Annotated in this window: 9 protein-coding genes and 1 pseudogene; 4 read left to right on the forward strand and 6 right to left on the reverse strand. The window is 72.7% G+C overall.

What is annotated here, in order from left to right; genetic code table 11:
* Both C1A33_RS34050 and C1A33_RS08190 read left to right on the forward strand, forming a co-directional pair.
* Positions 1-297: pseudogene (locus C1A33_RS34050) on the forward strand (hypothetical protein); the annotation flags it as partial.
* A 65-nt stretch (positions 298-362) separates the two neighbouring features.
* A complete protein-coding gene (locus C1A33_RS08190; protein ID WP_101830917.1) occupies positions 363-1,253 on the forward strand; it encodes a hypothetical protein in 891 nt (296 codons plus the stop codon).
* Positions 1,254-1,598: 345 nt separating this feature from the next.
* Here C1A33_RS08190 and C1A33_RS08195 read toward each other — a convergent pair whose 3' ends face one another.
* From C1A33_RS08195 to C1A33_RS08225, 6 genes are all read right to left on the reverse strand, one after another.
* Entirely contained in the window at positions 1,599-1,808 is a 210-nt protein-coding gene (locus C1A33_RS08195; RefSeq protein ID WP_101830918.1) for a hypothetical protein, read from the reverse strand.
* A gap of 115 nt (positions 1,809-1,923) precedes the next feature.
* The gene (locus C1A33_RS08205; RefSeq protein WP_243407316.1) at positions 1,924-3,318 is read right to left on the reverse strand and encodes a glycosyltransferase family 4 protein; all 1,395 of its coding nucleotides are present in this window, start codon (positions 3,316-3,318) and stop codon (positions 1,924-1,926) included.
* A 91-nt stretch (positions 3,319-3,409) separates the two neighbouring features.
* The gene (locus C1A33_RS08210; protein ID WP_101830919.1) at positions 3,410-5,005 is read right to left on the reverse strand and encodes a glycosyltransferase; all 1,596 of its coding nucleotides are present in this window, start codon (positions 5,003-5,005) and stop codon (positions 3,410-3,412) included.
* Positions 5,002-6,468, reverse strand: coding sequence for a glycosyltransferase family 2 protein (locus C1A33_RS08215; RefSeq protein WP_243407317.1), 1,467 nt, complete (start codon positions 6,466-6,468; stop codon positions 5,002-5,004). Before C1A33_RS08215 ends, C1A33_RS08210 begins: the two co-directional genes overlap by 4 nt.
* On the reverse strand, positions 6,465-7,751 hold the full coding sequence (locus C1A33_RS08220) for an ABC transporter ATP-binding protein (RefSeq protein ID WP_243407318.1): 1,287 nt from the start codon (positions 7,749-7,751) through the stop codon (positions 6,465-6,467). The genes C1A33_RS08215 and C1A33_RS08220 overlap by 4 nt, the downstream gene beginning before the upstream one ends.
* Before the next feature lie 431 nt (positions 7,752-8,182).
* Positions 8,183-9,079 carry an ABC transporter permease gene (locus C1A33_RS08225; protein WP_243407320.1) on the reverse strand — a complete coding sequence of 299 codons (897 nt, stop codon included), beginning with the start codon at positions 9,077-9,079 and terminating at the stop codon, positions 8,183-8,185.
* A 628-nt stretch (positions 9,080-9,707) separates the two neighbouring features.
* Between C1A33_RS08225 and C1A33_RS08230 the strand changes: the two genes are divergently transcribed.
* A complete protein-coding gene (locus tag C1A33_RS08230) occupies positions 9,708-12,296 on the forward strand; it encodes an HAD family hydrolase (RefSeq protein ID WP_101830922.1) in 2,589 nt (862 codons plus the stop codon).
* Complete coding sequence (locus C1A33_RS36370) at positions 12,293-14,797, forward strand: class I SAM-dependent methyltransferase (protein WP_243407319.1); 2,505 nt, start codon at positions 12,293-12,295, stop codon at positions 14,795-14,797. The genes C1A33_RS08230 and C1A33_RS36370 overlap by 4 nt, the downstream gene beginning before the upstream one ends.
* Positions 14,798-15,378: the final 581 nt, after the last annotated feature.

Below are 15,378 nucleotides of genomic sequence, written 5' to 3' on the forward strand. Positions count from 1 at the left end.
GACGCGGGCCTGGGCCGGGGGACCGAGGTGGGTGTGGGCCCGGGGACGGGTGTGAGAAGAGGCGGAGAAGCGGGTGTTGTGGCCGAGGGGGACACCGCGGCCGAGCGTGCGCCAGGCGAGGTGTGGCGGGTGCTCTGGTTGGCGGGAGGTGCGGGAGGGTCGACGCTGGTGCTCTCGGCCGTCACGTCGGGCTTCGACTATCGGTATCTGGGTGGGGTGATTGGGCTGGTTGGGCTGGCGGCGATGATGGGCGCGGTCGCGTTCGTGCGGGTCGTGAGCCGTCGGCCGGCCGGATAGGTGGGTCGATCGGCCTGTCGAGCCGATGACCGTGCCGGTGGGCGCGGGGAAGGTCGGGGGGACCGGTGACGTGGGGCACGTCGGGGCGGCGCTGGCTGATGGCCGGCGTCGTGGGCGCGGCTGTGCTCCTCAGCTCATTGGGACTGCTGGTGGTGGCGGTGGTGCCACCATTCACCAGCGCCGACGAGGCGGAGCACACCGCGTACGCCGTTCAGATAGGGCACGGATCGCTGCCCACCCTCGACACGCCGATGCGTTCGCGGCTGCCAGGCATGCCGGGGTTGCCGAGTGGCTGCCGCGCGTCCTCGGCGCAGGCCCGGGCGGCGATCGAGACGCGGGCCCGGGAGCTGTGCGGGGTGCGGCTCGACCGACCGCTGACGAACTTCGACCTGATCTACACCGCGAACCATCCGCCGCTGTTCTACGCGGCCGAATCGGTGCCGCTGCGCATCGGGACGGGTCTCGATCGGCCGCGCGGCGGATTCCGGGCCGCCCGGGCGCTCAACGTGCTTTTCGGTGTGGGCCTCGTCGTCGCCACGGCGGCACTCGCCCGCGAACTGCTGCCCCGCCGGCCCGCGGTGGCGGTGGGCGCGGCGGGGATCATCGCGGTGATCGGCCTGGTTGTGACAACGTCCGGGCAGGTCTACAACGATGTGCTGGCGATGGCCATGATCACCGGTCTGCTCGCGGCCGCCTCCGCGCTGATACGGCGGGGGGCGGACTGGCGGGCCGTGTCGCCGTGTCGGTGCTGGCGGCTGGGCGGCGGCCAGCCGGGCGAGCGGGGCGGTGGCGCTCGCGGTGGTGCTGCCCGCCGTCGGCGTGGGGGCCGCGCTGGGCGTGGCGGGGCGATGGTGGCGGCGGCTGGGCGTCGGAGTCGTGGCGGCGGGTGTACCCCTGGTGGTGACAATGGGTGCCATTGGCTGGTTCTACCTCCGCAACGACCATCTTTACGGTGATCCGACGGCGTCTGGGCGGATCGCGACGATGTTCCCGGTCGGTGGTCAACGGCCCATGGTGCGCCAGCTGCTCGGCGACGGTCACCTGTGGTGGGAGCTGTATCGAGGCCTGCTGGGACGGCCGGCCCTGGTGACGGGGTGGCCCCGGCGAACCGAGGTGGCCGTGGGCGTGCTGACCTGCGTGGGACTGCTCGCCGCGGCGCTGCGGACGGGATGGCGCCAGCGCCGGCCCCAGCACCGGGCCGGTGGATCGGTGGTGGGCCGGGTTCCGGGGGCGGGAACCGCCTGGGTGGCGTGGCTGATGGTGGGCGGGCACTGCGTGCTCGTGCTCGGGACGCTGGTGGGCTATATGGCCGCGGGTGGGGCACCGTTCGCCCGGTACCTGCTGCCGATGGTGCCCGTGCTCGCGGTGCTGGTGGCGTTGGCGGCGGACGCGGTGCCGCTGGGGCGCTGGGGAGTGCCGACGATGGCGGCGGTGGTGGGGTTGGCCGGCAGCACCCTGGTGGTGATCTCGCGGGAGCTGGCGTGGAAGCAGCACGCGCTCGGACGGTACAACGAGGCCGACCGGCTCCTGGCGGCCTGGTCGATCGCCGGGCCGGGATCACCGCGGCTGGGACTGGGGGCACTGGCTGGTTGTGCGGTGGTCGGGCTGGTGCTGCTCGCGGTGGCGCTAGGGCGTCTCGGCGACGCGCTGGTAGACAGCGGCGGTGCGCTCGGCGGTGCGCCGCCAGGTGAACGTGCGGGCATGGCGGCGGCCGACGGCCGTGTCACCGGGAGAGACGAGCAACTCGCCGATCGCCCCGGCGAGTTCGTCAGCGAACGAGGAGGCGCTGCCGGCCTGCCGGACGAGCCGGACGGGACTGCCTGTCGCGACGGTGCCCACGCTGCCCGCGGCGCCAGTACCGCCACCACCGAAACCCCCACCGCCAACGGCCCCACCAGTGCCACCAGTGCCACCAGTGCCACCAGTGCCACCAGCGTGACCGGCACCAGCACCAGTGCGCGGGTGAACGGCCGCGGAAACGGGGGCGAGGAGCGCTCCGGTGACCTCGCGGACGGTGGGGATGTCGGCGGCGACGACGGGGACACCGGCGGCAAGAGCTTCCAGCGGCGGTAGGCCAAAGCCTTCATACCGCGACGGGAAGCACAGCACGCTGGCCCCGGCCACGGTGGAGCGCAGCTGGTCGGCGTCGAGGTAGCCGGCGGTGATCACGCTGCCGCACGGCATCGCGGCGAGGTCGAGGGCCGGCCCCCAGCCGTGCGGGCCGACGAGGACCAGGGGCGGGGCGTCGGTGTCCGACGCGTGCAACCGGCGGACCGCCTCCAGCAGGACGGGCAGGTTCTTGCGCGGCTCCACTGAGCCGACGAACAGGAGATACCGCTCGGGCAGACCGTTCGCCCGCCGCCAGGCCGCCGTCGGCGCCGGAGTGGTGAACCAGGCGTCGTCCACGCCCAGCGGGGTCGGGGTGACGCGAGCCGGGTCGAGTCGGTACGCCGTGATCACCTCCTCGGCGACGGCGCGGCTCGGCGTGAGCACGGCGGACGCCCGGCGCAGGCCGCGGGGCACCAGCTCGCTGTAGCGGGCTGACGTGGCGCTCACCGTGTCGGGAGTGCGCAGGTAGGAAAGGTCGTGCACGGTCAGCACGCCCCGGGCGCGGCGCATCGGCGGGAGTACGAAGTTCGTCCCGTGCACCAGATCGGCCGCCCCGACCAGCCATTCGATCGGCGGATGCTCACCGCGGACCCAGCTCTCCTGCAACAGCCGTGCGGGCGCCCGCCACCCTGCCGGTCGCACGCCCGCGGGCAGCGCACCGGCGAGCGCGTCCATCCCCCGCCAGGTGAACGCCGTCGCGGCGAGTTCCCACGACGCGTCGATCCCCAGGCCGAGTGCGTCGACCCCCCGAGCGGACGCATCGGCGCCAGTGTCGATTCTGGCCTGGGCAGTGGTGCCGCCATCGCGGGTCTCGGCGATGAGGCGGGCCAGGCTGGCGAGCAGGTGCTCGGTGTAGCGGCCGACGCCAGTGCGGCGGCCGAGCAGGGGGGTGCCGTCGAGCACGATCCTCATTGGCCGCCTCGGCGTTCCACGTCCGAGCCCGCGTCGCGTCTCCCCGTGCCCGTGCCCCTGCCCGTGTCCGGACGCGTCCCGGCCGCCATCATCACGCCTGGTAGAGGCGCTGGCGTAGGGCGATGTCGCGCCACTGGTCGGCGAAGGCGGCGTCGGAGAAGGTCGTCGCCCGTTCGATCGCTGCCGCGGCGAGCCGGCCGCGCAGCCCCTCCTCGGCGGCGAGGCGCCGGGTGAACGAGGCGACCTGCTCGGGGCCTGTCCACCGGTAGCCGTCGACGCCGTGGCGGACGATCTCCCGCTGACCGGCGCGGTCGATGACGACGGGCACACAGCCGCCGGCCATCGCCTCCACCGTGGTCATCCCGAAGTGCTCGGCGGTCCAGGGACGGCGCCGGTCGTCCTCGCCGTAGCCGGTGGCCGACCAGAACACCGAGCTCGTCGACAGCAGCCGCTCGACCTCGGCGCGGGGCGCGTTGGGATGCAGGTGCACCGGCAGCCCGGCGCCGGCCGCCCGGACCTGCTCCAGGTAGGGCAGTTGCGAGTCCTCACAGCCGCCGACGACGTGCATCGACCACCCGGGCAGGTCACCGGAGCGGTACAGCTCGGCGAACCACTGGACCATCTCCAGCTGCCGCTTCGCGTGCCCCAGGCCCGGCGCGAAGAACCGCCCGACGGTGATGACCGCCTTCTCCCGCACCGGTGCCGGATGCAGCCGGTCCACCTGGATCGGGGGGAACAGCAGGTCGGCGTCGCGCTTCCACAGCCGGCGGATCCAGCCACGGGTGAACTGCGAGTTCGCCATGACGACGTCGTAGCCGTCAAGGTAGGCGAGGTCGGCGGGGTCGCGCAGCAGCCAGGGGAAGCGCAGCGGCAGCCGGGCGATCGGCCCCTCGTCGCCGTCGGTGACCCGCGGCCGGCTCACCGCGACGCCGAGCTCGCGCACGTCCGCCTCGCCCGGTGAGAACGCGTCGCTGACCAGCGTGAGCTCGGTACCGTCGGTCGTCGGCGGCAACGGCACCTCGAACGGCGCGAAGTCCGGGCCGATCTCCAGCTTGGCGAGCACCCCGCCGGCCGCGTCGAGGACGCGCAGCGACGTGCCGGACGGCGCGCCGGGACGGCCGATGTCGGCGCGCAGCGTGCGCCGCTCGCCCGGGCTGACCGCGAGGATGCCCGACCCGTTCGTCCAGGTCCACTGACGGCGGCGGCCGCCCTCAGGCGGGTACCAGCCCTGGCCGAAGCTGACCGCCGGTCGGACACCGCGCAGCAGCGGACCGGCGGTGCGCACCGCTGCCTTCCGCCAGGCCGCCATGTCGTGGTCGAACGGCGTCGGGAAGAAGCACAGGTACGCCGAGCGGCGGGACTGCGGCGCGATCCGGCTCATGTACGAGCCGTTGACGAACAGGTCGTAGCTCGCCGACAGGGCGGCGATGGCCTCCTCGCCCCGGTCGGGCAGCCGGACGTAGCGGCAGCCGTCGAGATCGAGCCCGAGGTGGCTGCCGAGCCGGTCGAGGTCGACCTCGGAGTGCCCGAGGATGTCGACGTCGGCGCCTTCGCCCGCCAGCACCTGGGCGATCATGCCGTTGTGGCGCTCCCCGCCGCCCATCGAGTGCCAGAACCGGTTGTAGACGGCTGCCCGCACCCCCCGCGCCGGCCGTCCGGCGCCGTCCGGCGCCCCTGCCTCGCTCATCGGGAGACCAGCCAGCTCTGGAGGCTGCCGCGGCGTTCCGCCGCCGTGGCGCCGATCTGGCGGCGGGCGCGCAGCATCGTGGGCAGCAGCCGCAGGTAGGACCCGCAGACCCGCAGCCGCAACAGGGTCGGGCGGACCGCCGGACGGCTGCGGGCTCGCCAGGCCTGGCGCATCGTGCGCACCGCTATCGACGCGGTGGTGACCGGGTAGCGCAGCACCGCGGACAGCGCGAGCGTGGCCGTCGCGTCCTTGGTGAGCATCAGCAGCCGGTTGCGGTCGGTGTGGAACACGAACAGCGGCGACCACTCGACACTCGACGCCGAGTGGATGTGCCGCAGCACCGCGCCGGGAACGTAGCGGATCGTGTAGCCGCGTGCCCGGATCCGCCAGGACAGGTCGGTGTCCTCGTAGTAGAGGAAGAACGCGTCGTCGAACCAGCCGAGCTCGTGGCCGAGCGACGAGCGCATCGCCATCCCGTTGCCGCACGCCGTGAAGACATCCTCCGACTGGTCGAACTGGCCGGTGTCGACCTGCTGGTAGCCGCGGTCGGCGCCGTAGCCGTCGGCCAGCACGATGCCGCCCACGTTGTTGATCACGTCGACGCGCGGCGCCTCGCCGCCGACGGTGAGCGACACGGTGGCCGACTCGGGGCCGACGGCGAGCTCAGCGCGACCGCCGTCCGCCGCGCCGGTGGGGCCGTCCCAGCTCAGGATGACCTGCTTGCGGGACTCCGCCGCCCAGGTGAAGCCGAGCGTGACCGGGCCGCCGTCGGGAATCGGCACACACAGCTCGCCGTCCCCGCGGGTCCAGAAGTAGGGGTTCTTCGCCGGGCCCTCGGCGCCGTAGGTCAGTTTCTCCCACAGCACCTCGCGCAGCGCCTCGCGGCCGTCGACCGTGACCGACGAGACGCGCACGCCGAGTTCGCGGGAGTCCTGCGGTCCGGGGACGAACGTCGACGTGTGCAGCCGGATCCGCAGGAACCGCGGCAGGAAGACGACCTTGCCGGTGGTGGCGCCCAGATGCCGGCCGCCCGGCTCGTCGAAGGGCGCGAGCAGCGCGGCGAGCCAGGTCGGCTCGGGGATGGCGTCGTTGTTGACCAGTACCGCGTACGGGGTGGTGACCTGGCGCAACGCCAGGTTGTTGCCGCCGGCGAAACCGAGGTTGCGCTCCGAGGCCACGACCCGGACCCACGGGTAGCGCTCGGCGAGCAGCTCCCGGGACCCGTCGGACGACGCGTTGTCGACGACCCAGGTCTCGAACGCGAAGCTCGTCTCCTGCTTGGCGATGCCGTCGAGGCAGGCCGGCAGCAGATGCGCACCGTTCCAGTTGACGATCACCACAGTCGCGACCGGCGTCCCGCTCTGCGCTGGCGGCGAGTTCTGTGCCGACGCCGCGTCCGCTGTCGGGTCCGCTGTCGGGGGCGGGTCCGCAGTCGGGTCGGTCATCCCCGCCTGATCCGTCATGCGCGCAGCCTCGCCTCGTAGTCGACCTTGAGAAGTCCGTCCGCCTGCGGGCCGGTGACGCCGAACAGCTCGTCGAAACGCCTCGTCGTCACCGGAGCACCGGTGGCGGCGTCGGACACGTGGACCTTGATGGCGAACGCGCCGAGCAGCTCGGGCAGGTGCGGCACGGAGAAGTCCACCGTGTGCCGACCCGGGCCGAGAACGAACCCTCCGGCCGGCGTCTCCATCATCCAGATGGGGACCTCACTCTGCCCGACGATGTAGGTGTGCAGGTAGATGTTTTCGGGCGCGCCCTCGGTGACGTCCAGCTCGACGCTGACGGTGAGCCGCTGGCCCGGGTCGTACTGCACCATCGACAGTCCGCCGGGCTCGGGGCTGAAGCTCACCGACTGGGGGCGGACGGTGGCGTACTGCCAGTCGACCGGGCCTTCGGCCGGCAGGCTGCCGAGCTTCTGGCGCAGTAGCTTCGTGCCGACTGCCGGCTGCCCGTCGAAGATCAGCGAGCCGGACTCCAGGACCAGTACCCGGTCGCACATGCTCTCGATGAGGTCGAGGGAGTGCGTGACGAACAGGATCGTGCGGCCCTGCGCCCGGAACTCGGCGATCTTGGCGAGGCACTTGCGCTGGAACGCCTCGTCGCCGACGGCCAGTACCTCGTCGACGAGCAGCACGTCCGGGTCGACGTGCACGGCGACGGCGAACCCGAGGCGCACGTACTGGCCGGAAGAGTAGTGCTTGACGTCGTCGTCGATCTTGTGGCGCAGCTCGGCGAAGTCGACGATCGAGTCGAAGAGGCGGTCTATCTCCCGCTTGGACAGCCCGAGCAGCGAGGCGTTCAGGTAGACGTTGTCGCGCCCGGAGAGCTCCCCGTTGAACCCGGCGCCGAGCTCGAGCAGTGAGGCGATTCGCCCGTGCACCTCGACGTCCCCGCTGGTCGGGCGCAGGATCCCGGCGAGGACCTTGAGCAGCGTGGACTTGCCGGAACCGTTCGCGCCGGCGAGGCCGACCGTCTGGCCGCGTCCGATCGTCGCGTCGATGTCACGCAGGGCCCAGAAGTCGTCGCCCGCCGGGCCGCCGCGCCGGACGAAGCGCTCCTTCAGGCTCGTCGCGCGGTTACGGCCCGACACGAACCGCTTGCTGATACCGGCCGCCCGGATGACCGCCGGCGCGCCCGGAGCCACACCGGCCGGCCCCACGGCATCGGCGGCGCCGAACCGGCCCGGCTGGTTCGGCGCCGCGACGCTCGGGTAGGCCGGGCCGCCGGCCGCGTTCGGGTGATCCATGGAGGGCTCGGAGATACCCGGGTAAGCGGGAGACCGCGCGGCGCCCGGGTGGGGAGACCCCGCGGCAGCGGGATAAGCCGCTGGATCGGCGGCGGTCGGGTAGGCCCGCGGACTGGCGGCGTCCGGAAAGGTCGCAGGATCGCCGGCGCCCGGGTAGCTCAGGGGATCGGTGACACCCGGGTAGGCCCCGGAGCCGGCTTCCGGGTGCGTGGGGGAGTCGGTGGCGTCCCGCGCCGGCTCGGGCTGGGGGCTGGGGGACCGCCGCCCCGACGGCGGGAATGCCGAACCGCGCTGGTACGCGGACGAGTGTCGGGCCACTGCAACTCCTTGCTGACCGCCGGGGGCGTCCTGCCATGATCGCACCACGGCCGGCGCGCTGACTCCGAGGGCTGGCAGCGGGGATACCACGCGGCACCCCGCCAGGCGCCCGCTTACAGATCCTCGGCGAAGTCCGCCTGCATGGTGCGGAACACGTGCAGCCCGACCCACAGCAGGACGAGCGAGATGAACCCGGCTATGGCGAGATGTTCCAGGTAGAACCGATAACCCATGTCGGCCAGGACCGTCGTCGGCCCCGCTCGGTTCCCCGGCGGCGGATCGTAGATCGCGCGCTGGAACGAGACGACCACCACCGCCATCGGGTTCAGCAGATACACCCAGGTCCACTCGTGGAGCCGGTCCTGGATGAGCCCGAAGGCGTAGACCATCGGGTTGACCCAGAACCAGGCAAGCAGCGCGACGTCCAGCAGGTGTGAGGTGTCGCGGTAGCGCACGTTGAGTGAGCTGACCAGAAGTGACAGCGCGATGGTGAACGTCAGGGCGACGGCGCCGGCTGGCACGAGGAGCAGCAGCTCCGGGCCCAGCAGGCTGTAGCCGAGGATGAGGATCACCACGAACAGCACGAGCAGCTGGAGCAGGAAGTGCACCGCGGCGAAGCCGACCGCCGACAGGGGGAGCACCGCGAGCGGGAACCGTACCTTCTTGACCAGATTGGCGTTCGCGACGACGCTGCCACACGCCGCGGAGACGCTTCCGGAGAAGGCGTTCCAGATCAGCAGTCCGGACATCAGGTAAATGCCGAACCGCGGAACCTGGGACTTGAGCACGATCTGGAAGACGAAGGTGTAGACGACGAGGATCAGGAGCGGATTCGCCAGCGACCAGGCGAAACCAAGGCTCGAGCCCTTGTACTTGACCTTCAGGTCCTTGCGGACGAGATTGCGCAGCAGTTCCCAGCGCACCTTCGTCTGGGCGCGGCTGCGGCGGGCGAGCCGGCTCGCGTCGGCGGAATGCGCCGGGGTGTGCTGCGGCGCTGTGCCGGACGTCACCGGGTTCCCGGGCGGCAGCGCCGCGTCGGTCAGACGTGACACGGCCGGCTCCTCCCGCCATGGGGCGGATCGGGGCGCTGCCTGCGGGCGCCACGTGGCTGGAGCTGCACCTGTCCGCTCCTCACTCGATCCGACAAGGTCACTCTCGATACAACAGGGATGCGACAGTACCGAGAACCGCCGCGAGCCCGGCGGGGGGAGGCGCGAGTCAGGTCCGTCCCGACTTCGCCGGCTCCGTTGGCTACCATCGGTGCTACCGTGACCACGGCTGAATCGGATCCGGTGGGACGGGTGGCCCGCCGCCGGTGAACGGCCTGTGGTGCGCGGTGACGGCCCGGCCCGCTTCTCGTCACAATCGTGACGCTACCGCGCGCACGACTCCAGGGTGACGCCGCCTCGGTTCGAGGCCTGCCCGAGTCGGGATGCTCTGCGTCATGGTGTGTTCGCCGGCGTGATGCTCCGGTGTTGACCAATGGTCCGGTGGTTGGCGTCCGGAGCGGGGTTCATAGTATCGACCCGTCCAACTGGCTTCGGCCGGCCGATGCCGCGCGGGATTCCCGGCGTTTGGCGAGCCGTCGGGGCCGACCCGGCGGAGGCGGCCACCGACGGCCGCATGGAGAGGACGGCCGTGTTCACCGACGTCCGACTACGCGAAGTGTGGTCGCATCTGGAGTCGGGCGGGGCACAGGCCCTGACTCTCGACGTTTTCGACACCCTGCTGTGGCGCATGGTCCCCGAGCCCACCCATGCGTTCGTGCTGCTCGGCCACCGCCTCGCCGACGCCGGGCACCTGCCGGCGAGCGTCTCCCCCGGCGAGTTCGCCCGGCTGCGGACGCACGCCGAGCACGTCGCTCGGATGCACGCCCACGACACCCGCGGCACGTACGAGGTGCGTCTCGACGAGATCTGGCAGACACTGCTGCCCGCGCTGCCGGGCACCGCCGGCGTGCAGGACCTGCTCGACGCCGAGGTCGCCGTCGAGCGGGAGCTGTGCCGGGCGGACCTCGCGGTGGTGGAGCTCGCCGAGCTCGCCATGACCAAGCTCGGTCTACCCGTGTACCTGCTGTCGGACACGTACTTCTCCGCGAGCCAGCTCGAGCGGCTGCTGAACCGGCCGGAGCTCGCCGGCGTCCAGTTCACCCGGATCTTCACCTCGTCCGACGCGGGCACGTCGAAGAGCGACGGACTGTTCCGGCACATGCTGGCGGCGTCCAACCTGCAGCCCTCCCGGGTCGTCCATCTCGGTGACCATCCCGTCGCCGACGTGGAGGGCGCCCGCGAGCACGGGTTCGTCGCCATCCACTACCCCAAGTACGCCGGTGCGCTGCGCAGGACCCTCGACCTGGAGGGCCTGCGCAACGCCCCCAGCGACGACCTGCCGATCGACCCCGTCGACGGTGACTACGGCATGACCGCGCTGCGGGCCCGGGTGCTGCACCGCGCCGACGCCGCCGCCGTGCCCGCCGGACTGCGGCGGTACTGGGAGACCGGGGCCACCGTGTTCGGCCCGGTCTTCGCCGGCTTCGGTGAGTGGGCGGTCGAGCGGGCCCGGGACTTCGGCGCCGACCACATCCACTGCCTGATGCGCGAGGGCGACTTCCTGTCCCGGCTGCTCGTCGACCCGGGGGAGGACATCGGTGTCACCACCTCCACCCTGTGGGCGTCCCGGCAGGTGTGTGCCCTTTCGAACGTCTTCGAGGGCAGCCCCGACGAGCTGAAGAGCTTCCTCGTCCGCCGGCACGCGCCCAGCGTCGGCCAGCTGCTGCGCCAGCTCGGCGTCCGGCTGGAGAACGTCGCCGGCATCTCCGCGCTCGCCGACCGCCGACTGGACGTGCCAGGCCTGCTCGACGACACACTCGAGGCACTCTGCTCGGACGAGCGGATCCGCAGCGAGATCGTGCTCACCGCCACCAGGCTGCGCGAGCGCTACGTGCGCTACCTCGACGGCCAGCTGCCCGAGACGGGCCGGATCGTCCTGTGCGACCTGGGCTGGGGCGGCACGATCCAGGTCCTGATGACCCGGCTGCTCGCCTCCACCGGCCGCAGGCTGGAGATTCTGGGCCTGTACCTGGCGACGAACCAGGCCGCGATGACCCATCGTCTCAACGGCCTTGAGCTCGAGGGCTATGTCGCCTCCGGCGGCCAGCCGGAGACCATGGCGGGCCAGCTCATGCGCAGCCCCGAGGTGCTCGAGCAGCTGTGCATGCCCGACGTCGGCTCGCTCGTCTCCTTCGACGAGATGAGCAACCCGGTGCTCAGCATCGACCGGACCTCGCGCACCCAGGTCGCCCAGCGGGCCGCCGTGCAGGACGGCATCATGGCGTTCCAGCGGGAGTGGCTGCGCTACCGCCGCTCGGAGACGCCGATGCCGTCGCTGGCCGCCGCCGGTGCACGGCGCGCCGGGCTGCGCACGCTGACCCGGTTCGTCGCCCGGCCGACCGCCGCCGAAGCCGCCGCGTTCGGCTCCTGGGCCCACGACGACAACTTCGGCTCGGACGCCACCGAGGGCCTGCTGCCGCCCGAGCTCGTGCGCCGCATGCCGTACCTGACGCCCGCGGACATCGACCGGATCTCCATGCGGGAGCTGTACTGGCCGGCCGGCGTCGCCGGAGTGGCCAACCGCCCGCTGGCCGTCATCAGCGGGCTCGCCGCCGCCGCCGGGGTGCCGACCGAGGAGGTCTCGCCCGAGGCCGCCGCCGGACCGGTCGAGGTGTACGTCGACACCGGCGCCGACTTCGTCAACGGGCCGAAGGAGACCGTGGTCACCCGCTCGGCCCGCGACGGGCTGTCCCTGGTCCGGCTCAGCCTGGAGGCGGTCGGAGCGCGGCGCGTCCGCATCGACCCGGCTGGCCGGCGCGGCCTGCTACGGCTCGACTGGCTGACGATCTCCTTCCACGTGAACAACATGGCCGAGCCGTACAAGGTGACCATCACCTCCCTGGACGACCCGGCCCAGCAGCTTGCCCTGCTTGGCCTGCGGCTTCTCCAGCCGAACCTGGTCGAGATCGTCGGCGACGACCCGCAGTTCATCTACACGATCGATCTGGCCTCGCAGCCACAGCTGGCCGGGGTCTACGCTCTCGATGTCGAGATGGCCTTCGGCTGGATGGGGATCCGGGGCGATCCGCTGTCCCTGCCCGACGAGGGTGCGATCCGCGATGGGTTGCCGGTCCGGGCGGCCCGCAAGATCCGGCGGGAGCTGGGAGGGCTGCGGTGACCGAAGAGGCGGACCCTGTCGCTGATCGTGATGGGTCGGACGCCGAGGGTGTCGCGCCGGACGGTCGTGGCACCACCGAGCCCGGCGGGAGTCTCCCCGTGCGAGGCGCCTTCCAGAGCCACCAGGCTGGCGGCTCGGGGGGCGAGTCGATGGCGCGCGGCCCGTTCGAGGTCCGCAGCGGCACGGGTCGGCCGGCGGCTGCGTCGCCCCGCCCGGACGAGGACCCCTCGACCCGCACGGCGGGTGCCCGGCCGTTCGCCGCCGCGGCCGCCGTCGCCGCGGCCCGCGCCGCCGCTGAGGACGCACTGCGAGAGGGCCTGGACACGACCACCCGCCTGGACACAACCTCCTACCTGGAGGCCGCCGTCCAGCGGGGCTCCTCCGCCGCCTACCCCGGTCCGGTTGCCGGCTTCGGTGGCCCGACCGCGGCCGATACGGACCCGTCCGGCGATACGGACCCGTCCGGCGATACGGACCCGTCCGGCGATACGGACCGGACCGATCGCGGTGCGGCGAAGACCGCTGGCGACCCTGCCCAGGCTGTGGGCGGTCCGGACCGCGACGAGCAAGGCGACGGTGAGGACATCGCCACGAGGGTCGTCTTTCCCGGGCCCCTTGGTCCGATAGACGTCGCCTCGCGTGAATCCGACGCTCCGCTTGGTCCTGGCGCCAGCGATGGGCGGGTCGATTTCGGCTCGCGGTTCGGGGCCGACGCGTGGGGGGCCAGCGTTCCCCCCGGCCGTGACAGCGCCGCGAGCGGGAGCGGACTGGAGCCCGAGGACCAGTCCAGGGCCCAGGAGAGCGAGGCCCACGCGGGCAAGGCGTGGGACGGCACAGTCCGCCCAGGCGGGGTATGGGGCAGTTCCCCCCGAGACGGGGAGCCGTGGGAGAGCTCGGCCCGGGATGGAGATGGGTGGGGCGGCTCGGCCCGGGATGGTGATGGGCGGCTCGGCTCGGCCCGGGATGGAGATGGGCGGGGCGGCTCGGCCCGGGATGGTGAGCCGTGGGACAGCTCCACCCGGGACGGCGAGGTCCGGGACAGTTTCGCCGAGTTGGCGGCCGCCGCCGCGGCTGACCTCGCCGTCTCCGGCGGGCCCGCGACGGATGGCCCCGCGACGGATGGCCCCGCGACGAGCGGATCGTCTGCCCAGGCGGCGGCGCCCGTGAACACGCCGGTACCCGAGGGTCCCGCCGCAGGTGGATTCGCCCCGAGCGGGTCGGTGACAAGCGGGCCGGCGGTGGGCGACCCCGCGCCCGGTGCGGTGGTCGGCGGCGGGCTGGTCCGCCAGGATGATCACGCGGTGGAGGTTGAAGAGGCCGCCACGTCCACGCTCGCCCCGTTACTGCTGCACTCGCTGGCCGATCTTCGCGAGATCTGGGTGCCGTTGATCGAGGCGTCGGGCGCCCGCAGCGTGGCCGAGATCGGCTCGGAGAGCGGGGTCACCACCTCGCTGCTCGTCGATCTGCTCCGTCGAGGTGGGGGCGGCCGGCTGCTGGTCGTCGACCCGGAGCCGGGAGTGGAGCCGGCCTCGGGCGGCGGGCTCGATGTTCAGGTCATCCGTGGCTACAGCCCGCAGGCCCTGGACGGCCATGCCCCGACCGACGCCTACCTGATCGACGGTGACCACAACTACGCCACGGTGAGCGGCGAGCTGAGCGCCATCGCCGAGGCGGTTGAGCGGTTCGGCCGATCTTACTTCCCGATGGTGATCCTGCATGACGTCGGCTGGCCGGCCGGCCGGCGCGACCAGTACTACGCTCCCGACCGGATCCCCGAGGACGACCGCCAGCCCCACTCGTGGGACATCGGCGTCGAGATCGACAACTCCGGGGTGGTGCGCGGCGGCTTCCGCGGGATGGGGGCCTTCGCCTGGGCGCTGACCGAGGGCGGGCCGCGCAACGGCGTGCGTACCGCCATCGAGGACTTCATCGCGGGCCAGCCGGAGCTGCGCTTCTTCACGGTCGCCCCGATCTTCGGCCTCGGAGTCGTTGTCGACCGTCGAGCGCCGTGGGCCCGCCGCATCGCGGACCTGCTCACCCCCTGGGTGTCGAACCGGTTGTTGTCCCGGCTGGAGCGCAACCGCATCGACCTCTACCTGCATGTGCTGCGGCTGCAGGACTCCGCGGCGGCCGTCGCCCGCGCCCGGCAGCGGGAGTGGTCCCGGCTGGACGACGAGCGCAGCCGTCTCGCCGCGGTCGACCTGGAGCAACTGGCCCGCATCGCCGAACTCGAACAGGAGCTTGCCGAAGCGCGCCGCCGCGAGGCCGACCGGGAGCGGTCAGCCACCCGGGGCCGCGCCACGGTGGACGCCGACGCCCCGCGCCTCGCCCAGGTCGCCCGTCTCGCTGGCTCCGCGCTGCGAGCTCGCCTGGGCCCGGCCGGGCAGGAACGCCTGACCCGGGTCCAGACGCGCATCACTGACGGCGGCCAGGCCCTCCCCGCCCTGCGCCGCCGCTCGTCCTCCTCACTGCCTGGCCGGGACACGCCCAGACGGCCATGACTCCGGGTGTGCCGGGCGCCCGGGTGGCATGGCTGCTCGCCCAGGCACTGGGGTCCGCTGAACATCCGCGTGCGGCGTAAGGCTGGGATGGGTCTGGGCGGGTGTGGTGTTCGGGTGGACCGGACACCAGGTGGTGGGCGTAGGTCGTCGCGACGTGGGCGCCGGTCTCCGCCGCTACCCGCGCATGCCGCTCCTGGCACGCGACGGAATGCGGCTACTGTCCGCAGCCCTGGCATGCGGCTGTCGGCAGGTGGCCGGGGTGTGCGGCCTGTGGCTGCCGACTTGTGGCCGGAGTATGTGGCCTGCGGTTGTCCGCGTGCGGCCGGGCAGAGCGGCGTGCGGTTGCCGGCATGTGGCTGGGGTGAGCGGCGTGCGACCACTGGCGTGCGACCACTGGCGACCGCCCCGCCCCGCGCCTGCGGGCGGTGCCTGCCCTTGCCCGTCAGGTCCGCTGATCTGCCCCGTGCGCGGGTCTCCGTGGAGCGCTGGAGGAGCGGTTTCGCCGCGCGCGAGCCATTCCTCGTTGACGCTTCGGCTATGGCATGCCGAAGGAGGGCGGGGGGTGACTGTAGGGGTTGCGG

This window comes from Frankia canadensis, from assembly GCF_900197875.1.
Classification (GTDB): Bacteria; Actinomycetota; Actinomycetes; order Frankiales; family Frankiaceae; genus Frankia; species Frankia canadensis.

Bases quoted from the DNA above. Each gene is read 5' to 3' on its own strand.
- C1A33_RS08210 (WP_101830919.1), bottom strand. From the start codon at position 5,005: ATGAGCGAGGCAGGGGCGCCGGACGGCGCCGGACGGCCGGCGCGGGGG.
- C1A33_RS08215 (WP_243407317.1), bottom strand. From the start codon at position 6,468: ATGACGGATCAGGCGGGGATGACCGACCCGACTGCGGACCCGCCCCCG.
- C1A33_RS08205 (WP_243407316.1), bottom strand. From the start codon at position 3,318: ATGAGGATCGTGCTCGACGGCACCCCCCTGCTCGGCCGCCGCACTGGC.
- C1A33_RS08220 (WP_243407318.1), bottom strand. From the start codon at position 7,751: ATGGATCACCCGAACGCGGCCGGCGGCCCGGCCTACCCGAGCGTCGCG.